The organism is Usitatibacter rugosus (genome assembly GCF_013003965.1).
Taxonomy (GTDB): Bacteria; Pseudomonadota; Gammaproteobacteria; order Burkholderiales; family Usitatibacteraceae; genus Usitatibacter; species Usitatibacter rugosus.
In genome coordinates this window covers 282,513-298,653 of the sequence record NZ_CP053069.1, presented here as the reverse complement: position 1 = coordinate 298,653, position 16,141 = coordinate 282,513, and the positions used below count along the sequence as shown (strand labels likewise).

The window sequence follows — 16,141 nt, the reverse complement described above, 5'->3', positions numbered from 1 at the left end:
TCCCGAGTCGCGGACAACGCTAGCGGGGATTGCGACGAGGTGTCGAGTTTGCGCAGCTGCAATGACGCCGAAGTAGCCCGCGTCATTCGTCACATCAATGGAGAGCTGCCCTTCGAGCGTTGCGGGGAGGGGGGCGGCGATCGGCACAGGGGCTGAACTGCTGCCTCCCTTCGCAGAAGGACTTTCAGACCCGCAACCCGAAACGAGCAGGCTAAATGCGATCGCAACGAAAGCAAGACTTCGCACGGTGGCTCTCCGTCAAGTTCAAATGTGGACAGGAATCTCGCGTACTGCGCATCCGATCGCACTCGCAAGTTGCACCAATTGCTGTGAAGTGATGCCCTTTGCGGTTGGGTTGAACGCCTCGAGGGCATAACGCCCGAAGGCGGCCGGCCAGACGTACTCCAGGTCGTTGAGCGAGACAGTCGCACCGCAACAGCCTGCCCTGACTTGGAGCGATTCGAAATTCTTCTCCGCAGCCTTTGACATCGCGGCCGCCCACCAGCCGTGAGCGTCCGCGCGACATAGCGGGCAACGAACACCAGACCAATTCGCTCCCGGATCGAAGAACGTGATGTGCTCGGTGAATCTGGATCGGACAACCTGAGAGTGCGGCAGAAAGGACAAGAGGAGTCTTTCGGCCGCTTCAGCTTGACGGGAACCGGGTCGATACTCGGGGGAGACGGGAACGTATCGGAGCTCGCTGTCGGACATGACGTCTAACGACCAAGTTGCGCGACCGGGCACGACGCCCATTCGCAAAGACACAGCGCGCCACGATGTTTCACGGTCCGCTCCAACGCGTTGTTAGCCCGCTTGCGATACTGGCACCACATTCAGCACCTCGAATGAGCAGCAAATGACTGGCATGGTTTCATTCGGCATGCGGCCCATGCGCCCGCAATCTCGCGAAAAGCAGGCCCAATGTGCCTTTCGCCAATACTCCAGTGAGCCGTCCCCCTCACCTTCGCGGGCCGCGAACTGAGCGCTGACCTGGTTGAAGGGCACGACTTCAACTTCGGTCGTTCGGGTGACGAAGCATGGCGCATTGAAGTAATTCACGACGATCTCGATTTCGCCGATCCTTGGAAGTGGCTCCGACTCTGCCTCGTAAGCCCAGAGGAGAGCTGCTCCACCGCGCTTACGGCCCACTCGAATGAGGGAAAGTAGCTCCTGGGACAACTCATCGGAGTCACCGAATGCTCCAACCCGCACGACTCCTGGAGGAAGCTCGATGCCATGACTTCGCAGTTTCGGAGCGAGGTCTTCGACTTTCGGCAATGGCTCCATGTTCGCGGTCCGCTCAAATGCGCTGCTAGGCCTTGTGCGCATCGTCGGTTCTAAAGAGGCCGGCTTCGGCACACAGTTTGAAGAAGCCGAACTTTGATTGTTCGTGAAGTTGCTTGAACAGTGTTGCCGCCTCAGCGTGATTTCCCGCACGTTCAGTCTCACAGGCACGGTTGTGCAGCGCGCAGAGAGCCTCGAAGCGCGCCTCATCGACCTCTGATTCGGCGACAAAGTCCCGCTTCACTTCGGGATGTGCGCGGTAAAGAGCCTCGCGCACCTCCCACAGTGAATTGACCGCGTCGCCTATGCTCCTGAGATGACGATCGACAGGCGCGAGGCCAAGCTCGCGTATCTCTGCGGCCGCCTCAGTTGCACACTCGAGCGCTTCGCCGATCACTGCATCGAGATGCTGGTTGCTCGCCATAGGCCTAACGACCGAGTTGAGCGGCCGGGCACGATGCCCGTTCGCAATGACACAGCGCGTCACGATTGTTCACGGTCCGCTCCAGCGAGTTGTTCGGCGTCACTTCTCAGCAATCGTGAAAAGGTCGACCGAGCACTCGAGTTGCTTGGCGCTGCACATTCACACGGTAGCCGATCTGCGCGGCGTTGCCGAGCGCCTGGCACTGCACGATCGTCCCATCGTCTAGCCGAACTGATGCAGAGGTAGTGCGACCGGGCGCTTGGCGAGAGACAGAACCTTCATGGACGGCGACGATAGTGCCGCCCACGAGCGCCGGCGAACCAGAGGGCTGATCGGCCCACGCAATCAGGAGAATGGCTGCCGGAATGAGGACGAACAGCCCGACAACCACGATGCCCGTTCGACGCTTGGGCATGGCGCCAACGATCGCGGCAACGTCAGTATCGTGGCGTTGCATCGAAATGACGCCTAACGACCAAGTTGAGCGGCCGGGCACGACGCCCATTCGCAAAGACACAGCGCGCCACGATGGTTCACGGTCCGCTCCAACGCGTTGTTAGGTTGCATTGCAACGAGTCCCGGCTTTTCCCATGCAACATCACCCTACAGTTGGTCTGCGTCTATCAAGTGGTCTCTGCCGGGTGAGGACCCGCCCCCTATTGCTGCTTCTTCAGTTCCTTCGCAAAGCTCTCGCGCGCATCCTTCGCGTAAGCGCGGCATACGGTGGAATCCATCAACGCATCCGCATCGCCCTGATCTCGCTTGGCGACGCGCTGCCAAAAGCTAACCATTCCCGGATGCGGAGCGAGCGCAATTTCGCAAGGCAACGCTTCGACCACGGCAAAGCCGTGCTCGAAATCCTTGACGATGTCGGGGTACTTTGGATTGGCGATCAACCTGTAACCGGGCGCCGACAGGCTGCCAACAAGCACCATATGAAGACACCGCGTGTCCTCGCATGACTTCCAGGTCCACGTTGTGTTTCCTTTGGTATGTCCTGGTGTGGAATGCGCGGTGAGCACCAAATCTCCCAAGCGCAGACTCTCGCCATCGGCGACCGTCCGCGTCACGCGCACGGGCGGAAACGGGAATCTATCGCTGTATTGTGGGTCGTCGCGACCGCCGCGCGCAAGCAACTGGGTGTCTGCGGCGCTTGCGATGATTTGCGCACCCGAGGCGCGCGCGAGTTGTGCGATGCCCCCAGCATGATCGCAATGTGCGTGCGAATTGAGAATCCACCTGATGTCGCGCAGTTTGATTCCGAGACTTCGAATGTTGGCTTCGATCAACGGTGCGTTGCCCGGTACGCCTCCGTCAATCAGGACATTGCCCGTAGGTGCTGTTATGAGAAAAACACCGAGGCCACGGGGGCCGACATGCCAAGTATTGCCGTAGATTCGAAAAGGCTTCTGGGGAGCCGTCCATGACGGATCATTGACGCAAGAGGCATCGTTCGCGGTGTGTGCGAATACGCTCTGTGCAATCAAACCGGAAGCGATAAACGCAGCCACGGAAAGCTGCCACCCGACGACCAGTAGCGCCGCGTACACGCGGCGAGCCTTCGTCGAAGGCCAGGAGGTCACGCTGCGATGCTGAAGCTGATCGCCTGGGGTCCGGTCTCGCTATTTTCGAGACGCTCAGCCAGAACTCGAAGGGCAAGGACTTGCGCCTTGGCCATGGCGTCGTCGGCAGAGGTGCCGTACGCAAGAACGCCGGGCAGCTGCGGCACTTCCGCAAGCCACCGGCCGTCGTCCTCGCGTTCGCACTCGATCTCAAAGTTCATGGCGACGGCCATTTTACTCCGGTGTTTTCGAGATGCCTAACGATCGAGGTGAGCGGCCGGGCACGACGTCCATTCGCAAAGACACAGCGCGCCACGTTGGTTCACGGTCCGCTCCAACGCGTTGTTAGGCGGCAACGTTGATGTAGTCGACCTGGCTCGATGGCGGAGGAATGGGGGTGCCGTCCTCCCGCATGCCCGAGAGATGCAGCTCGATCGCGTCGCGAATGGATTGCTGCACTTCTGCCACGGTGCTCCCCGTGGCAATGCACCCGGGTAGATCCGGGACATAGGCGGAGAAGTTGTTCGGGGTTTTCTCGATTACGACCGCGTAGCGCATCGGATACCTCATTTCTTGAGGCCAGACTGCTTCAGGATGCTGTTTAGTGTACCCGGAGCGATGTCGTCGCTGGGCTTGCCGTGGACGGTAACGCGCCCCGGCTTGGAGGGGTGCTTGAACTGTCGGTGGCTGCCCCGGGTAGTCACGATGTACCACCCATCGTCGCTAAGCTGCTTGAGTATGTCGCTGACCTTCGGAGGCATGGGTGCTTAACGTTGCGAGGTCGTTCGCGATGACACCTCTCGTTGCCGCCTAACGACCAAGTTGAGCGGCCGGGCACGACGCCCATTCGCAAAAACACAGCGCGCCACGATGGTTCACGGTCCGCTCCAACGCATTGTTAAACCGAACGCTACTCCTCATTGTGCTTCACCTCGTGCTCCAGCCTCTCGAACGCAGATGAGGCTTCACGCGTGCAGCCAATTGCGAAGACGGTAGTTGCGGCAGTGATGAAAAGTAACACCACAGCGGCCGAGCCCACCGCACCGTGTGCCCCATGACGATTGAAGAACGCGCCGATGGTCATGAATAGAGACATCGCGGCAACTGCCCAAAGGATGGCGGCAAGTGTGGCAAGCCCGTACGTGCTCACTTTGCTGGGCGGTCCCGGATTGAGAGACGCCTCAGCCCGCGCGATTGCCCGGAACGTTCCCCTGGGCGTAGAAGTGGGCCTCCATGTGGAATCCCCGCGAAAACTGGCTTGGCAGTTCCAACACTCAAGGGCCACGCGCTCTAGCTCGGCCGAACAGTTGGGGCAATAGGACATAGCCTTCGTGCGGCCTAACGACCAAGTTGACCGGCCGGGCACGACGCCCATTCGCAAAGACACAGCGCGCCACGATGGCTCACGGTCCGCTCCAACGCGTTGTTAGACGCATAGCGCACTTTCCGCTGATTAGTTCGTGAGATTGGCGCTATGCGCCCCAATGATGCAGCTAGAAAGTGCCTCGTCTGTCGATGGAGGCGCGGACTGACACTCAAGCATTGCCGCTCCGAGCCCATCACGGAACTTCGGTTCGACGCCAGTTATGGCGTCGCGCAAGCAAGCCGCAACGCGATGAAATTTCAATGTCCGCCCGGTCAATTTTGGATAGGCGTACACGTCATTGAGCCGAGAATAGGTGGCGCGATCAAAGGTAGAGCTCTGAAAAGTCAGCGGCGGGAGCTTCGTAAGCACTTCGGACTTGGCAATCCCGCGGTCGCGCCCCGCGACCATCAGTTCAGTGGTCTGCTCTCGCACGTTGCAGATTTTCGTTACCTCCTCCAATAGCTCGCGCTCCGAACGTTGAGCAAGCGCCGCCGACGATCCGATGAGACAAAGGGCTACGAAAAGAATAGGCAGCCTTCTCATGTTCACTCACGCCTCCCTATGACGTCTAACGACCAAGTTGAGCGGCCGGGCACGACGCCCATTCGCAATGACACAGCGCGCCACGATGGTTCACGGTCCGCTCCAACGCGTTGTTAGGTTGCATGACGCTTCCTCGCTAGCCCCGCTTGGCGACTCGCCTCGGCTGCGGCCTTTCGTGCTTGTTCCCGGCGCCTGCAGGTACGGCACCGGACGGCGACGGTCCAGACGTCGCCTTTCGCAGATTCATACCACCATTTCTGCTGAGTGGCTGTCCAGATCTGCGCGGTGCCGCAGTCCTTGCATTGGAACGGACGGTCAACATAGAACTCTCGATCGACGAAGTCCGGCGTGCGGTAACTGTTCGTCGGACGGAGATTGTCCGGGTTCACCAGAACCTGCCCCTTGAGGCGGGCCGCTCGAGCCTTCGCGGCTGCCTTGGTCCGCTCCTTCTCGGCAGCCAGCGCCAGGGCCTCACGCTTGCCCGTGCGGCGCTGCTTCAGTTGTGTACGACGTTCGCGACCGCTGGTCATGCAACCTAACGACCGAGTTGAGCGGCCGGGCACGATGCCGACTCGCAATGACACAGTGCGCCACGCTCTTTCACGGTCCGCTCCAACGCGTTGTTAGGCATCACATTGCTCACTGTTGCGACCGGTTCAACTGAACGGGAAAGAAGCGGTCGTCCACCTTCCGCACGATTACCGTCCACAGGCCGTATGTGTCCCCCTCGAGGGAGAACGCGAACGACGCATCAGTCGGCAACCCACCAGGCACGCGGCCAAACTCGATACCTTCAAAGAACCACGGCGACCCCGCGGCCAATTTGCCCCGATCCACGAACTCGTCGAGATAGGCGGCTGCGCGGCTCGCGAGAGCGTCCAGTTGCGGGGCCATCTCTTCGAAGAGCGCCAGATACGCTCCAGACGGTGACTGACGGTCCCCGACGACGATGATCTCGGCGGAGGGCTTCTCGGCAACTGTGAGGAGCCACACCCCCTCTTCGTCCAGGAAGCGCTGCTCGTAGGCCGCGACGGTCGGCATGTGATGCCTAACGACCAAGTTGAGCGGCCGGGCAGGACACCCGTTCGCAAAGACACAGCGCGCCACGATGGTTCACGGTCCGCTCCAACGCGTTGTTAGACCTCACCTGCCCTCCCAGTACAGACGACGATTGGTGTAGCCCTCCAGCATTGGACCATCTCCGAAACGACGACGAAACTCCGCAACGGCTCTGAGCCGCTTGGCGCGGTACCGAGCGCGAACTGGACCCACCGATAGATACTCCTCGGTGCTCAACTTCCGGATGGCGACGGTGAGGAACGCCTTCGAGAGCTTTGGCCAATGGCTCGCCAAGAAGTACGAACGCGGTTGCTTGGGCGACGGTCTCCGCACCGGATACTTGAGGTGATGAAAGCGAGAACGCCACGGCATCGTTCAGGTGAGGTCTAACGACCGAGTTGAGCGGCCGGGCACGACGCCCATTCGCAATGACACAGTGCGCCACGATGATTCACGGTCCGCTCCAACGCGTTGTTAGGCATCGCCGTTACGTGCCTCCGCATATGCTCTGCTCCCCAATCCCACCTGGCTCCAAACCTCGCGCGAAAAGTTGCCGCGGTAATCGTACTGCTGGTCGGCGTCGTAGAGAGTCATAACCTGGCCAGGAAAGTAGTGTTCGTGTGCATCAAATGAATGTGGGCCAGTGTCGTCTGCAGCAGCGATCCGCGAATGCAGCTCGGGTGCTGTCAGCTCGAACACCTCTGTGCCCCGGTAGACCGCGCGGAACTTGTCCGAACACGCGACTCCGATGAAAGAGCTTCGTCCATCGGTGAACTCCACCTGGACAGAGCTCTCACAGAAGTAATCGGACCTGCCGTGAGTTGCCTCTAGCGGAAAGCCGATGCTGGCCATTGCCTCCCGAACGGCAGCTCGGTCGGCGTCCAGTCGAGCTGGCCCAAAGCCTTCGTGCGGTCGAAATTCGAAGGTGATGGTCAAGCGATGTCTAACGACCAAGTTGAGCGGCCGGGCACGACGCCCATTCGCAATGACACAGCGCGCCACGCTCTTCCACGGTCCGCTCCAACGCGTTGTTAGACAGCAATGCTACGGCCACGTACCTCGCCCCTTCAGCTTAAAGTTTCCCAACTCCACGCTCTCCGCACGAACAAGGCCGTCCGGTTCCCGCACAAGAAAATACGCAAGGAAGTGCATCAATCCCTTTTCGCGCAAGCAGGTGTTCGCAGCCACGAGCGACTGCACCGCCTCTTGGCCCGGCGCAAGTGACAGACCACGACCAGCCAGCTTCAGCGTTTCGTTCGTGGGTATTATCGTTAGAGTGCTGCGACTGAACTCGGCGCATAGGCCTAGAGCAATCCCATCGGCGCTAAGGAGAACTTTGATGGGCTTCGAAGTGAGGTTCTTGACCGAGTAGACGAAGACCTCAAGGTCACCTGCGTCGCGCTCAACGCGGAGCGCGCGTACCTCCAGGCTCGCCGTCCTCTTCTCAAAGACATCCTTGATAGGAGGCCCCGCAACCACGACATTTGCAGTCAACAGGGCCAATGCTGCGGCTATGCATCTCATTGCTGTCTAACGACCGAGTTGAGCGGCCGGGCACGATGCCCATTCGCAATGACACAGTGCGCCACGATCTTTCCCGGTCCGCTCCAACGCGTTGTTAGACAGCCTCAAGGCACTGCAGGTCATTCTGATGCTTCGCAAGATCTTTGCCAACGCTCGCAACGGCGAGGCGCTTCATCGCGGCGAGGTCAGCGCGTCCGATGACGCGAACCCTGGTTGAACCATTCAGGATCGCCACCTCCGCTCGCGAGTCGAGCTCGGAAAAGGAGAACTCCGGTGGCGGCGTTAGAACGTCGAGAAGGTAGTCGCGCTTGACGGGCATTTGGACCTTCGGCTTAGCCAGCTGCGATGCCGTGATATTGGCGCCAGGTAGAACCGACAGCATCAAAGTCGCGAATCTTTCGGCGTTGCCCGGACTAGGGTCCAGAAGGATGTCGAGATCATCAACGTTTGATGGGTCACGGCAACCATGGAATACGACAGCAAGACCCCCGACGATCATGAACCGAACGCGCGCCTTCTCGAGTTCTGCGACGAAATCGGCATTTCGCCCAAATGTGTACAGCTGCGCGGTCAGCATTTGAGGCTGCCTAACGACCAAGTTGAGCGGCCGGGCACGATGCCCGTGCCGCGGCCAGACGCGGCCCACGCTGTACCCCGGTCCGCTCCAACGCGTTGTTAGGCAGCATTTCTACGCCGCACCAAAGAACTTCGCACGACGTGTTGCATCGTCGACGCGAATCCGAAACCAGTTGTCCAGCACCATGACGCCTTTCTCGGATAGTCCCTCAAAGTGGACAGTCCATTCGCGAGATGCCGAATCGAAACACACCCTCGGCGGCTGGAATTTGGACAAGTCGAGTCCTTGCGCCTTCGCACTGGCACTAGCGATGGAGATGACGTGCGTGGACGTCAGCTTCGGCACAACGGTCGCGCCCTTTAGCTCGCTGGAACATTCTTGCGCCGGCGCATTGGCCCAGGCCGATGGCACAAGGAACGTCATAACAGTGATCGCGATTAGAGGTGCTCGCATCGAAATGCTGCCTAACGACCGAGTTGACCGGCCGGGCACGACGCCCATTCGCAATGACACAGCGCGCCACGATCTTTCACGGTCCGCTCCAACGCGTTGTTAGGTGGCCTCATCGTCCTTAGCGCTGACCTTCTCTGGTTTGTCAGCGTCGATCTCGGGTACTGCGCGGTCAAACCACGAAAAGAATCGCACAATCAGCGCAAATACGCCCGCGACAAGCAGCAATGATTGCACCCACCGAGGTGAGCTCTCAAGGAGATCGTCGACAAAGGTGTGGAACTGCTCGTCAAGGTAGATAAGGGCCGGAATCCCGACGAGTATTGCGGCGATGACTGCGACGATGACTCCGCGCTCGCCCCAAGCACTGGTCCCGTCTGAACTTGGAGGTACTCGCTGCGTCACGGGGCCACCTAACGACCGAGTTGAGCGGCCGGGCGCGACGCCCATTCGCAAAGACACAGCGCGCCACGATGGTTCACGGTCCGCTCCAACGCGTTGTTAGACGTCAACACGCAAACGTACCCCTTGACCGCAGTGCAGCGTCAGATCGGCAAGCCGCGTTCCTGGCTTCCGGGCCTCGATGCATTCAAGGTTCGCTGATGAGAGTGACACCCGCGCTCTCTCCGGATGCAACGAATCCCACAACACGGAGAAGCCGAAGCTGTGGTCCCCCGGCCCCGTAGCAGTGGATATCGGCTCACTCTCGGTCGACGCAAGACGAAAGCTAAAGCGCTCACGAATTCGCGGTCGCCCGGCCAAGTCTCGGAAGAGTTCGGAGAGCGGCTGAGACGGCCCGACTGGCTCCTCATAGTCGGGGAAGAGTTCGTCGATCGTCTTTCCATCGACGTTGGTAGTCGCTGATTCCACCAAGGTGACTTCGATCTCGTCGCCAGGGCGCATTGGTTGATCGTGTACCCACGTTAAGTAAGTCTTCGGTCCCAAATTCTCGTCGTAGTTTCCGCCCGACACGTCGAGCGACGCGAAGTCTGGACCAAGCATGTCTCCGTTCACGCGCACGGTCAAAACGCTCGTCCCCTCCGTCGAAACCGTGGCCAATGGCACATTGTTGAGCGCGATTGCGATGCCGGGCATTTTGACGTCTAACGACCGAGTTGAGCGGCCGGGCACAACGCCCATTCGCAATGACACAGCGCGCCACTATGGTTCACGGTCCGCTCCAACGCGTGGTTAGGCATGAACGTTTCGGAACAGTTTGATCATTTCCTTGTTTCCGCCGCCCTTCGCAAGGGTCCTAGGCGTGAAGCTGAGCTCGGTGTGGGCATCAGGGTCCGCTCCGTGCGCAAGTAGCACCTCCGCTACCAGTACATGACCCTGCATCACGGCATAGTAGAGAGGCGGGCAACTCATGTCTCCCTTTGCATTGACGTCCGCGCCCGCCTCGATCAGCAGACGTGTGATGTGCCTATCTCCCCACAGGGCCGCCAGGTGGAGCGGCGTGTCGCCGTCGGAGCCCCTGGTATGAATGCTGAGCGGACGAGCCTTTTCCAGCGGATCGAGAACCTCGCCAGTCCTACTAAGGAACTGCTCGATAGTCTCGGTGTGCTTCGCGTTCATGCCTAACGACCAAGTTGAGCGGCCGGGCACGACGCCCATTCGCAAAGACACAGCGCGCCACGATGGTTCACGGTCCGCTCCAACGCGTTGTTAGACATGGCCTTACTCCTCGACGCTACGCTGGCGGCGCCAAGCTTCGCCGACCCCGATTCTCGATGCTTCCCAACCGGCCACTAAGTCACGCAGTTCGATCAGTGATGAGTCTTTGGCGATGACACTCTGAAGCGCAACAAGCTTTGCCTCGTCCATCGAAAATGGCTCGCCGGTGAGAAATTGCCAGGTGCCGTCTTCGGCGTCGCGCACCACTCTTAGGATAGGGCGTCCGTCTTCGATGAAGCTGCGCAAAGTAACGACTGCCTCGTTCGGCGGCTCGTCAAACTGCCACGGCGTTTCGGCCATGTCTAACGACCGAGTTGAACGGCGGGTGCGCGAGCGGGCCACCAGGCCCGCGTTGCGCACTGGCCCGTCCGTTCGAACGCGTTGTTAGACCTCATTTCTTGCTCATCTTTGCTCGGACCTTTTGGGCTTCGGCAACGTACCACTGGCGCGACATGTCGTTGTCCGACGGCTGCCAGCGGTCCGATGCGAGCAGTTGGTCAAGTGCCTCAAGTTGCGATGCAGCCGCGGCCGAGTCGCGCAGATGCTCCAAGTAGCCCGTCGCGGCGAGCAAGTAGCTCATGGGGTTGTCAGGGTCGAGTGCAACTGCCTCTGCATGAAGCGCTCGCGCTCTTGCAACGTCGCCTGCGCGAGCTTCCACGTTCGCGAGCTGATGGAGCAGAAATGCCGCTTGGTCGTGGAGTTCATGGCGGCGCGTGCGAATGATGAGCGCCTCAAAGTTTTCGCGGGCCGTAGAAAAGTCGCCTCGCATGACGGCAGGTACGGCTGCGATGTACTCCGGTTCATCGGAGAGGCGCATTGAAATGAGGTCTAACGATTGCGTTGAGCGGCCGCACGCGCTGCCGCTCCGCCCCTGAGAGGGGCGCCACGCTGGTTCACGGTCCGCTCCAACGCGAAGTTAGAACGCTGGCCCACAAGTTGAGCGCACATGGCTGTATTTTGCCCAAACTGGTGAAGATGGTCTTGCGCAGAGGCTCTATGCATTGGGGATGGTTGCGGATGTTGTCGCTTCTCCGCTTCACGCCGCTCGCATGAGGAAACCCAAGATTGAAGCGTGATCGCCAGCCACGAGTGCATGGACTTGGACTTTGCCTGCGATCTAACGACCAAGTTGAGCGGCCGGGCACGACGCCCGTGCCGCGGGCAGACGCGGCCCACGATGTACCCCGGTCCGCTCCAACGCGTTGTTAGCTGGCAATGCCATTGCGGCACTCCTTGCCCTTGGTGGATGCAACCTCGATCACAGCACCACGGGGATTGACCGTGACCCACGCTGCGGAAGGCTCCCCGGAGACTCTCTCGTCGAGTGGAAAGGACACTATGAACTGGAGGGGACAACCACGGGCGTCATAGACGAGCGTGCAGCGCTCGCCGCTCCAGCCACACTTGTCGGGGAACAGCTCCCCCGCGATTCGTCGCATGTCGTTGCTCGGGACCTTGGCGCGCTTGGCGTGCTCGTCGTCGCCCAAGGAAGGGCCAGATGCCAGCAGCATGGCGAGGGCGAGAAGTGAGGCGACCGTAGTTGGAGCGCTCATTGCCAGCTAACGACCAAGTTGAGCGGCCGGGCACGACGCCCATTCGCAAGGACACAGCGCGCCACGATTCTCCACGGTCCGCTCCAACGCGTTGTTAGATGTCACCTTTACTCCCCTTCAGACGGTGCTCGATGCGTTTGGAAACAACGGCGGCAACAAAGAAGGCGGCGATCACCGCGAGATGTTCAATCAAGGTGTCCGCCCAGAGCCACCACGCCGCAACCAGGGGAAAGACCATAGCGCAGATTATCCACACTGCGGCAACCTCGCGACGTGCAGCTTGGCGCTCGGATACATCGGCGGCGTCAAATTGCTCGGGGCTCTTGGGTGACATCTAACGACCAAGTTGAGCGGCCGGGCACGATGCCCATTCGCGAAGACACAGCGCGCCACGATGGTTCACGGTCCGCTCCAACGCGTTGTTAGATTGCATGATCACTCGAGGGTCACTTTCGTGTCGCGTTTGTCACCGGGGACGATCTCGCACGGCAGTGCACTCTCCGGCTGCAATACGCACCACCGCACCCAACCGTCGAAGCGAAAACGCCTTGTCTGGCCGGGCGCCAACCAGAGGCGCTCCAAGAAAGCTCGCCGACGCCTCATTTGGTCTTGCTCGGAGGTGCGCGCGTCGGTTTCGGTAGGGTATGCGGATATCTCGTAGGCGACGTCATGCTTCCGTTTGTTTTCAATATCGATCCAGCAGCATGGGGCGGGCGTAAAGGCTGAGGCGACCGGCGCGATGAGGCCCGCGAATGCAAGTGCGGCGACGGCGTATCGCATGCAATCTAACGACCAAGTTGAGCGGCCGGGCACGATACCCGTTCGCAATGACACAGTGCGCCACGATGGTTCACGGTCCGCTCCAACGCGTTGTTAGGCGTCACGATTCGCTAAGACTCCTGTGGACACGACGCCTTTGAGTGTCTTTCGGAAGTACAGGGTCCCGGCTCGAAATCCAAACTCCACGCCCCCACCCTCTCCCGATGCCACGATATCGAAGAGCGACGATCGAGCTTCCGGGAGCGCACGCTCAAGAATTGCCTCGCGAATGGTGCTTCGTAGGGCTTCCGACACCGAATAGACAGTGATGGTTGTGTGGGTGGAAGGTTGCCCGTCTCGTCCGACGCGCCGGTAGCGCCCATTGGAGCTTGCAGTAAGGATGCGTGGCGCCAAGTCAGCGCCGAATGCGACTGCCTTGTCATGGAGCCTCAGGATCCGAAAGTCGAGATGGATGTTGTCATTCACTATCGAGGTCCCGAGGCCAACCTCTACCTCTTCGCGCCCGACTGTCCAGACTTCGTCGGCTCGGAGCGCATCCTTCACGTTGGTCATGACGGGCATCGTGACGCCTAACGACCAAGTTGAGCGGCCGGGCACGACACCCATTCGCAATGACACAGCGCGCCACGATGGTTCACGGTCCGCTCCAACGCGTTGTTAGATTGCACCTGCCTCTCCCTCAAGGCGCTCCGGTCGATAGTAGTACTGGCACTTTGGACAATGAAACAGGCCAGGGCCCGGGGGCTGCTTTTCGCGAGTACGGAAGATGAGAATGCCAATCGCCACCGCTGCGATGCCGCCCAAGACTGAGGATAGGGCGTACTTCGCATCGACTGCGCATGACACTGCGCCCGCGGTGAGGGCCGCGACAATCCAGCCCGCAAACTCGCCGCCGATCCACGCAAGGGTGCCGGTTTGCTTGGGCGGTGGCAGATACCGCAAATCGGTCGAACACTTTGGACAGATCTTCGGAGCCACGGTGTTTGGGTGCAATCTAACGACCAAGTTGAGCGGCCGGGCACGACGCCCGTGCCGCGGGCAGACGCGGCCCACGATGTACCCCGGTCCGCTCCAACGCGTTGTTAGCTGGCAATGCCATTGCGGCACTCCTTGCCCTTGGTGGATGCAACCTCGATCACAGCACCACGGGGATTGACCGTGACCCACGCTGCGGAAGGCTCCCCGGAGACTCTCTCGTCGAGTGGAAAGGACACTATGAACTGGAGGGGACAACCGCGGGCGTCATAGACGAGCGTGCAGCGCTCGCCGCTCCAGCCACACTTGTCGGGGAACAGCCCCCCCGCGATTCGTCGCATGTCGTTGCTCGGGACCTTGGCGCGCTTGGCGTGCTCGTCGTCGCCCAAGGAAGGGCCAGATGCCAGCAGCATGGCGAGGGCGAGAAGTGAGGCGACCGTAGTTGGAGCGCTCATTGCCAGCTAACGACCGAGTTGAGCGGCCGGGCACGACACCCGTTCGCAATGACACAGCGCGCCACGATGGTTCACGGTCCGCTCCAACGCGTTGTTAGGCAGCATTCTTACAACCTTCGGGTTTGAAGATGCGTTCAGTCGATGCGGGGTTGCGCACAAGCTCCTCCGCTGGACGCCGAGGTCTGGCGACGAATTCGCCACCGCAGTTCGGACAACGGTTCTTCAGTTGCTCTTCGACGCAGTCTCTACAGAATGTGCATTCGAACGAGCAAATGCGTGCGTCTGGAGAATCTGGCGGCAGGTCGCGATTGCAGCATTCGCAATTGGGTCGAAGTTGGAGCATGAGATCTCCGCTCGTTGTGTTTGGTTCTGCCGATTTCTGGCTGCTGCCTAACGACCAAGTTGAGCGGCCGGGCACGACGCCCATTCGCAATGACACAGTGCGCCACGATGGTTCACGGTCCGCTCCAACGCGTTGTTAGAGAGCATGGTAACTACTTCGCAACGGCGTCTGTAGCCGCGCGGACGGCTCGAACACAGGACGCACAAAGCTGGCCCTTCCCTTCGAAGATGAGATGGTTTTCCGGCGAGTCGGGTTCGCCGCATATTGCACATTGAACCGCCGGCAGAAGGTCAGCTGCGGCAAACGTTTCGGTGGCCAAACGCACGCAGTCGCTGCAGATGAATGCGCCTGGGCCCGCGATGAGGCGTCTTTGCGGTGCCTCACCAAGTCCACAGAAGGAGCACTGGTGGTTCATCGGATGCTCTCTAACGATTGCGTTGAGCGGCCGCACGCGCTGCCGCTTCGCCCCTGAGAGGGGCGCCACGCTGGTTCACGGTCCGCTCCAACGCGAAGTTAGAACGCTGGCCCACGAGCTGAGTGCACATGGCTGTATTTTGCCCAAACTTGCGGCGCCGGTCTTGCTCAAGAGCTCGGCGCACTGGGGATGATCGCGCTCCGCTGAGCCGCCCCGTGACACGGCTGTAGCGTGAGGTGATCTGAGAAGCGGTGTGATCGTGAGCCACGAGTGATTGGTGTTCGACTTTGCCTGCGATCTAACGACCGAGTTGAGCGGCCGGGCACGATGCCGAATCGCAATGACACAGCGCGCCACGATGGTTCACGGTCCGCTCCAACGCGTTGTTAGGCGTCATCCCAAACGTAGCCACGTGCGGCGCTTCCACTAGCGGCGCGCCTCTCGCAGGCAAGCTTGTAGCTTTTCGATGAACGCTTCAACCTCATGCTCGGCCAGATCAACTGGATCGCCGTCCGCTGCCACGGCGATGACACAAATGGCACCGCCGTCATACCAGGCGTCGAGGCGTTCGGGATTGCTGTCAGTAGGCACGTCGCCTCCTCGTATGACGCCTAACGACCAAGTTGAGCGGCCGGGCACGACGCCCATTCGCAATGACACAGCGCGCCACGATGATTCACGGTCCGCTCCAACGCGTTGTTAGATGTCATGGCCGTCGAACCTGGCGATGAGGCTCTTGCATGCCCGAGGCGCAAACTCGCCCGCCCATTCTTCGGTCCGAGCTAGCTCTGGCGCCAGTCTTTCAAGTGCTGAGGGCGACCACAACGGTCGTTGTGCCTTGAGGGGAAGGTGATCTGTTTCGCAGCTAATGACAACAAACGCATCGAAATCGGGATCTCCATCCCCGACGCCCCCAACTGCGTAACGTAGTGGAGCCATCTGCACTGCACCCTCGAAGTAGCTAAGGCGACCTGCGAGCATGTCCGCGGCCAAAGCAACGGCCCTTCTTCGCGCCGCAATTTCGTCCTCAGTGATCGCGACTCGGTCTGCCATGACATCTAACAACCAAGTTGAGCGGCCGGGCACGACGCCCATTCGCAATAACACAGCGCGCCACGATGGTTCACGGTCCGCTCCAACGCGTTGTTAGG

26 protein-coding genes are annotated in these 16,141 nt (G+C 60.3%); all 26 read right to left on the bottom strand.

From position 1 onward, the window contains the following. Positions 1-807: 807 nt before the first annotated feature. Complete coding sequence (locus DSM104443_RS01530) at positions 808-1,281, bottom strand: ASCH domain-containing protein (protein ID WP_212756882.1); 474 nt, start codon at positions 1,279-1,281, stop codon at positions 808-810. Between the two features lie 34 nt (positions 1,282-1,315). Continuing rightward, positions 1,316-1,711, bottom strand: a complete 396-nt coding sequence (locus DSM104443_RS01525) for a hypothetical protein (protein ID WP_171088947.1) — start codon at positions 1,709-1,711, stop codon at positions 1,316-1,318. A 106-nt stretch (positions 1,712-1,817) separates the two neighbouring features. Beyond that, positions 1,818-2,168 carry a hypothetical protein gene (locus DSM104443_RS01520; RefSeq protein WP_171088946.1) on the bottom strand — a complete coding sequence of 117 codons (351 nt, stop codon included), beginning with the start codon at positions 2,166-2,168 and terminating at the stop codon, positions 1,818-1,820. Between the two features lie 199 nt (positions 2,169-2,367). Further along, positions 2,368-3,294 carry a subclass B3 metallo-beta-lactamase gene (gene bla / locus DSM104443_RS01515; protein WP_212756880.1) on the bottom strand — a complete coding sequence of 309 codons (927 nt, stop codon included), beginning with the start codon at positions 3,292-3,294 and terminating at the stop codon, positions 2,368-2,370. Continuing rightward, entirely contained in the window at positions 3,291-3,506 is a 216-nt protein-coding gene (locus DSM104443_RS01510; RefSeq protein ID WP_212756878.1) for a type II toxin-antitoxin system HicB family antitoxin, read from the bottom strand. The genes bla and DSM104443_RS01510 overlap by 4 nt, the downstream gene beginning before the upstream one ends. A 112-nt stretch (positions 3,507-3,618) precedes the next feature. Beyond that, positions 3,619-3,843, bottom strand: coding sequence for a type II toxin-antitoxin system HicB family antitoxin (locus DSM104443_RS01505; protein ID WP_246232441.1), 225 nt, complete (start codon positions 3,841-3,843; stop codon positions 3,619-3,621). Then, on the bottom strand, positions 3,840-4,034 hold the full coding sequence (locus tag DSM104443_RS01500) for a type II toxin-antitoxin system HicA family toxin (protein ID WP_171088945.1): 195 nt from the start codon (positions 4,032-4,034) through the stop codon (positions 3,840-3,842). Before DSM104443_RS01500 ends, DSM104443_RS01505 begins: the two co-directional genes overlap by 4 nt. 149 nt (positions 4,035-4,183) lie before the next feature. Next, positions 4,184-4,423, bottom strand: a complete 240-nt coding sequence (locus DSM104443_RS01495) for a hypothetical protein (RefSeq protein WP_171088944.1) — start codon at positions 4,421-4,423, stop codon at positions 4,184-4,186. 303 nt (positions 4,424-4,726) lie between these two features. Further along, the gene (locus tag DSM104443_RS01490; protein ID WP_171088943.1) at positions 4,727-5,188 is read right to left on the bottom strand and encodes a hypothetical protein; all 462 of its coding nucleotides are present in this window, start codon (positions 5,186-5,188) and stop codon (positions 4,727-4,729) included. A 107-nt stretch (positions 5,189-5,295) separates the two neighbouring features. Then, the gene (locus DSM104443_RS01485; protein WP_171088942.1) at positions 5,296-5,712 is read right to left on the bottom strand and encodes a zinc-ribbon domain containing protein; all 417 of its coding nucleotides are present in this window, start codon (positions 5,710-5,712) and stop codon (positions 5,296-5,298) included. 109 nt (positions 5,713-5,821) lie between these two features. After that, a complete protein-coding gene (locus tag DSM104443_RS01480) occupies positions 5,822-6,223 on the bottom strand; it encodes a hypothetical protein (RefSeq protein ID WP_171088941.1) in 402 nt (133 codons plus the stop codon). A 492-nt stretch (positions 6,224-6,715) separates the two neighbouring features. Next, a complete protein-coding gene (locus DSM104443_RS01475) occupies positions 6,716-7,177 on the bottom strand; it encodes a hypothetical protein (RefSeq protein WP_212756876.1) in 462 nt (153 codons plus the stop codon). A gap of 108 nt (positions 7,178-7,285) precedes the next feature. Continuing rightward, positions 7,286-7,765 carry a hypothetical protein gene (locus DSM104443_RS01470; protein WP_171088940.1) on the bottom strand — a complete coding sequence of 160 codons (480 nt, stop codon included), beginning with the start codon at positions 7,763-7,765 and terminating at the stop codon, positions 7,286-7,288. 94 nt (positions 7,766-7,859) lie between these two features. Beyond that, positions 7,860-8,342 carry a hypothetical protein gene (locus tag DSM104443_RS01465; protein ID WP_171088939.1) on the bottom strand — a complete coding sequence of 161 codons (483 nt, stop codon included), beginning with the start codon at positions 8,340-8,342 and terminating at the stop codon, positions 7,860-7,862. 111 nt (positions 8,343-8,453) lie between these two features. Then, the gene (locus DSM104443_RS01460; protein WP_171088938.1) at positions 8,454-8,765 is read right to left on the bottom strand and encodes a hypothetical protein; all 312 of its coding nucleotides are present in this window, start codon (positions 8,763-8,765) and stop codon (positions 8,454-8,456) included. A 129-nt stretch (positions 8,766-8,894) separates the two neighbouring features. After that, positions 8,895-9,197: a hypothetical protein gene (locus DSM104443_RS01455; protein ID WP_171088937.1), complete on the bottom strand. Its 303-nt coding sequence runs from the start codon at positions 9,195-9,197 to the stop codon at positions 8,895-8,897. Between the two features lie 96 nt (positions 9,198-9,293). Continuing rightward, positions 9,294-9,887 (bottom strand): hypothetical protein, encoded by a 594-nt coding sequence (locus DSM104443_RS01450; protein ID WP_171088936.1) that lies wholly within the window; start codon positions 9,885-9,887, stop codon positions 9,294-9,296. Between the two features lie 96 nt (positions 9,888-9,983). Continuing rightward, positions 9,984-10,370 (bottom strand): ankyrin repeat domain-containing protein, encoded by a 387-nt coding sequence (locus DSM104443_RS01445; protein WP_171088935.1) that lies wholly within the window; start codon positions 10,368-10,370, stop codon positions 9,984-9,986. Positions 10,371-10,472: 102 nt separating this feature from the next. Beyond that, positions 10,473-10,769 carry a hypothetical protein gene (locus tag DSM104443_RS01440; protein WP_171088934.1) on the bottom strand — a complete coding sequence of 99 codons (297 nt, stop codon included), beginning with the start codon at positions 10,767-10,769 and terminating at the stop codon, positions 10,473-10,475. Positions 10,770-10,860: 91 nt separating this feature from the next. Next, entirely contained in the window at positions 10,861-11,286 is a 426-nt protein-coding gene (locus DSM104443_RS01435) for a tetratricopeptide repeat protein (protein ID WP_171088933.1), read from the bottom strand. A gap of 388 nt (positions 11,287-11,674) precedes the next feature. Beyond that, entirely contained in the window at positions 11,675-12,022 is a 348-nt protein-coding gene (locus tag DSM104443_RS01430) for a hypothetical protein (protein WP_171088932.1), read from the bottom strand. Positions 12,023-12,116: 94 nt separating this feature from the next. Continuing rightward, positions 12,117-12,356 (bottom strand): hypothetical protein, encoded by a 240-nt coding sequence (locus DSM104443_RS01425; RefSeq protein ID WP_171088910.1) that lies wholly within the window; start codon positions 12,354-12,356, stop codon positions 12,117-12,119. A 1,528-nt stretch (positions 12,357-13,884) separates the two neighbouring features. Next, positions 13,885-14,232, bottom strand: coding sequence for a hypothetical protein (locus DSM104443_RS01415; protein ID WP_171088931.1), 348 nt, complete (start codon positions 14,230-14,232; stop codon positions 13,885-13,887). Positions 14,233-14,326: 94 nt separating this feature from the next. After that, the gene (locus tag DSM104443_RS22130) at positions 14,327-14,575 is read right to left on the bottom strand and encodes a DUF1272 domain-containing protein (RefSeq protein ID WP_171096137.1); all 249 of its coding nucleotides are present in this window, start codon (positions 14,573-14,575) and stop codon (positions 14,327-14,329) included. A gap of 151 nt (positions 14,576-14,726) precedes the next feature. Then, positions 14,727-14,990, bottom strand: a complete 264-nt coding sequence (locus DSM104443_RS22125) for a ClpX C4-type zinc finger protein (protein ID WP_171088930.1) — start codon at positions 14,988-14,990, stop codon at positions 14,727-14,729. Between the two features lie 426 nt (positions 14,991-15,416). Next, positions 15,417-15,581: a hypothetical protein gene (locus DSM104443_RS01400; RefSeq protein WP_171088929.1), complete on the bottom strand. Its 165-nt coding sequence runs from the start codon at positions 15,579-15,581 to the stop codon at positions 15,417-15,419. Positions 15,582-16,141 lie beyond the last annotated feature (560 nt).

Excerpts from the sequence above, each read along its gene's own strand:
- DSM104443_RS01470 (WP_171088940.1), bottom strand. The coding sequence starts at position 7,765 with ATGAGATGCATAGCCGCAGCATTGGCCCTGTTGACTGCAAATGTCGTG.
- DSM104443_RS01425 (WP_171088910.1), bottom strand. The coding sequence starts at position 12,356 with ATGTCACCCAAGAGCCCCGAGCAATTTGACGCCGCCGATGTATCCGAG.
- DSM104443_RS01510 (WP_212756878.1), bottom strand. The coding sequence starts at position 3,506 with ATGGCCGTCGCCATGAACTTTGAGATCGAGTGCGAACGCGAGGACGAC.
- DSM104443_RS01505 (WP_246232441.1), bottom strand. The coding sequence starts at position 3,843 with ATGAGGTATCCGATGCGCTACGCGGTCGTAATCGAGAAAACCCCGAAC.
- DSM104443_RS01435 (WP_171088933.1), bottom strand. The coding sequence starts at position 11,286 with ATGCGCCTCTCCGATGAACCGGAGTACATCGCAGCCGTACCTGCCGTC.
- DSM104443_RS01415 (WP_171088931.1), bottom strand. The coding sequence starts at position 14,232 with ATGAGCGCTCCAACTACGGTCGCCTCACTTCTCGCCCTCGCCATGCTG.
- DSM104443_RS22125 (WP_171088930.1), bottom strand. The coding sequence starts at position 14,990 with ATGAACCACCAGTGCTCCTTCTGTGGACTTGGTGAGGCACCGCAAAGA.
- DSM104443_RS01520 (WP_171088946.1), bottom strand. The coding sequence starts at position 2,168 with ATGCAACGCCACGATACTGACGTTGCCGCGATCGTTGGCGCCATGCCC.
- DSM104443_RS01440 (WP_171088934.1), bottom strand. The coding sequence starts at position 10,769 with ATGGCCGAAACGCCGTGGCAGTTTGACGAGCCGCCGAACGAGGCAGTC.
- DSM104443_RS01465 (WP_171088939.1), bottom strand. The coding sequence starts at position 8,342 with ATGCTGACCGCGCAGCTGTACACATTTGGGCGAAATGCCGATTTCGTC.
- DSM104443_RS01525 (WP_171088947.1), bottom strand. The coding sequence starts at position 1,711 with ATGGCGAGCAACCAGCATCTCGATGCAGTGATCGGCGAAGCGCTCGAG.
- DSM104443_RS01500 (WP_171088945.1), bottom strand. The coding sequence starts at position 4,034 with ATGCCTCCGAAGGTCAGCGACATACTCAAGCAGCTTAGCGACGATGGG.
- DSM104443_RS01430 (WP_171088932.1), bottom strand. The coding sequence starts at position 12,022 with ATGAGCGCTCCAACTACGGTCGCCTCACTTCTCGCCCTCGCCATGCTG.
- DSM104443_RS01460 (WP_171088938.1), bottom strand. The coding sequence starts at position 8,765 with ATGACGTTCCTTGTGCCATCGGCCTGGGCCAATGCGCCGGCGCAAGAA.
- DSM104443_RS01480 (WP_171088941.1), bottom strand. The coding sequence starts at position 6,223 with ATGCCGACCGTCGCGGCCTACGAGCAGCGCTTCCTGGACGAAGAGGGG.
- DSM104443_RS01445 (WP_171088935.1), bottom strand. The coding sequence starts at position 10,370 with ATGAACGCGAAGCACACCGAGACTATCGAGCAGTTCCTTAGTAGGACT.
- DSM104443_RS22130 (WP_171096137.1), bottom strand. The coding sequence starts at position 14,575 with ATGCTCCAACTTCGACCCAATTGCGAATGCTGCAATCGCGACCTGCCG.
- DSM104443_RS01450 (WP_171088936.1), bottom strand. The coding sequence starts at position 9,887 with ATGCCCGGCATCGCAATCGCGCTCAACAATGTGCCATTGGCCACGGTT.
- DSM104443_RS01485 (WP_171088942.1), bottom strand. The coding sequence starts at position 5,712 with ATGACCAGCGGTCGCGAACGTCGTACACAACTGAAGCAGCGCCGCACG.